The 1,771-nt window shown below is 46.9% G+C and carries 2 protein-coding genes; both read right to left on the bottom strand.

Annotation, left to right across the window (positions count from 1 at the left end):
• Positions 1-1,089 (bottom strand): response regulator (locus H6S82_RS31945; protein WP_191057403.1); only part of this gene is annotated, 1,089 nt, incomplete at its 3' end.
• Positions 1,090-1,177: 88 nt separating this feature from the next.
• On the bottom strand, positions 1,178-1,771 hold a 594-nt coding region (locus H6S82_RS31950; protein WP_191057404.1), incomplete at its 5' end, for a response regulator.

Genomic DNA, 1,771 nt, shown 5'->3' on the forward strand with positions numbered 1-1,771 from the left:
CTTCCGATCTTGCAACTTAGCGTTGCGCTCGATCGTTTCGAGAGCGCGAGCTGTTGTTTCTTCATCAAAATTGCGAGTGCGGAGCAAGCGAGCCCAGCCTAATATCGAGTTAAGCGGCGTGCGGAGTTCGTGGGAGAGGGTCGCCAGAAACTCATCCTTCATACGGTTTGCTGCCTCGGCTTGTTGCCTTGCGATTTGCTCCCGCAGCAATTTTGTGCGCTCTTCCTCCGCTTGCTTGCGATCGGTGATATCTTCTATTGTGGCGACGTGGCCGATCGACTTGCCGCGATCGGAGAGCATCGACGAGGACTGGAAGTTAACCCAACGAATAATTCCCTCACTTGTCTGGCAGCGAAACTCGTTGGAGTAATGCCCTGCTGTCAAAATATGTTCTCGGTCAGCCTTAATTATTGTCCCTGCGGAAGCCTCTCTAGAAGTATAGGCAAACCAATCAGCTTTTACTCGCGCTCGATCTTCCCAATACACTGACTCCAGCCAACCTTCTCCCAAGCTTTCCTCCAGAGTAAAACCGCAAATGGTTTGGCAGCGCGGGTTGGTGTAAGTGCAGAGACCGTCAGTATTTGTCAGCAGAATACCGACTGGGGAACAGTAGCTCAAGCAGCGAAACCGCTCTTCGCTTTCTCTGAGTTCGGCATTCATAGCTGCCAGTTGGGTTGCTTGTCGCTTGACTTCTAGAGTCTTCTTGCACAAGTCAACGAATACGGAAACTTTCGATTTTAATATTTCCGGCTCTATCGGCTTGAGCAGGTAGTCCACCGCACCCAAAGAATAACCCTTGAACACAAAGGAGTCGCTGGTACTGAAGGCTGTCAGGAAAACTATCGGGGTGTGGCGGCTACGCTCTCGTTGTCGAATCAGCGTTGCAGTCTCAAATCCATCCATTCCTGGCATTTGAACGTCAAGCAGAATCACGGCGAAGTCCTGCTTGAGCAGACATTTTAATGCTTCTTCACCAGAATGGGCTTTTACCAGATTCTGACCTAAAGAATCTAGTATTGCTTCTAGCGCTAGCAAATTTTCTGGATGGTCGTCAACCATTAAGACATTGACTTTTTCGTGGTCGATCATTGGTCATTGCTCTTGAGGAAATTTCAGATTTTAAATCTTAGATTTCAAATTTAATTAATTTGCAATCTGAAATCTAAAATTTGAAATTTTATCGATAGAGCCAAACGCGCAGCATCGAGAGTAACTGCTCTGTATCTACTGGTTTGGTGATGTAATCGGACGCACCTGCTTCGATGCACTTTTCGCGATCGCCTTTCATCGCTTTGGCAGTGAGTGCAATCATCGGCAGTTTTTTAAATTGAGGTATTTGGCGGATATTTCGCATTGTTTCGTATCCGTCCATTTCCGGCATCATTACGTCCATAAGGACGATATCGATATCTGGAGTTCCTCGCAAAACAGCTATACCATCCCTACCGTTTTCGGCATAAATCACCTGCATTTGATAGCGTTCCAGCATACTGGTGAGGGCAAAAATATTACGCACATCGTCATCGACAATGAGTACTTTTTTGCCAGCCAGTACGTAATCTGTTTTGTACAGTTGTTCCAGCATTTCTCTCGCTTGTGCGGGTAAGTTTGACTGCACTCGATGCAGAAACAACGCCGTTTCATCTAGGAGACGCTCTGGAGTGTGTACTTGTTTGAGCGGAGTAGTTTCGCCAATGCGCTTGAGGTGAACTTCTTCTGCTTTGCTAAGTTTCTTATCGGTATAAACGATAATTGGTAGGGGTCTGTAACT

Source organism: Planktothrix sp. FACHB-1355, from assembly GCF_014748295.1.
In the GTDB taxonomy this organism is placed as follows: domain Bacteria; phylum Cyanobacteriota; class Cyanobacteriia; order Cyanobacteriales; family Aerosakkonemataceae; genus Aerosakkonema; species Aerosakkonema funiforme_A.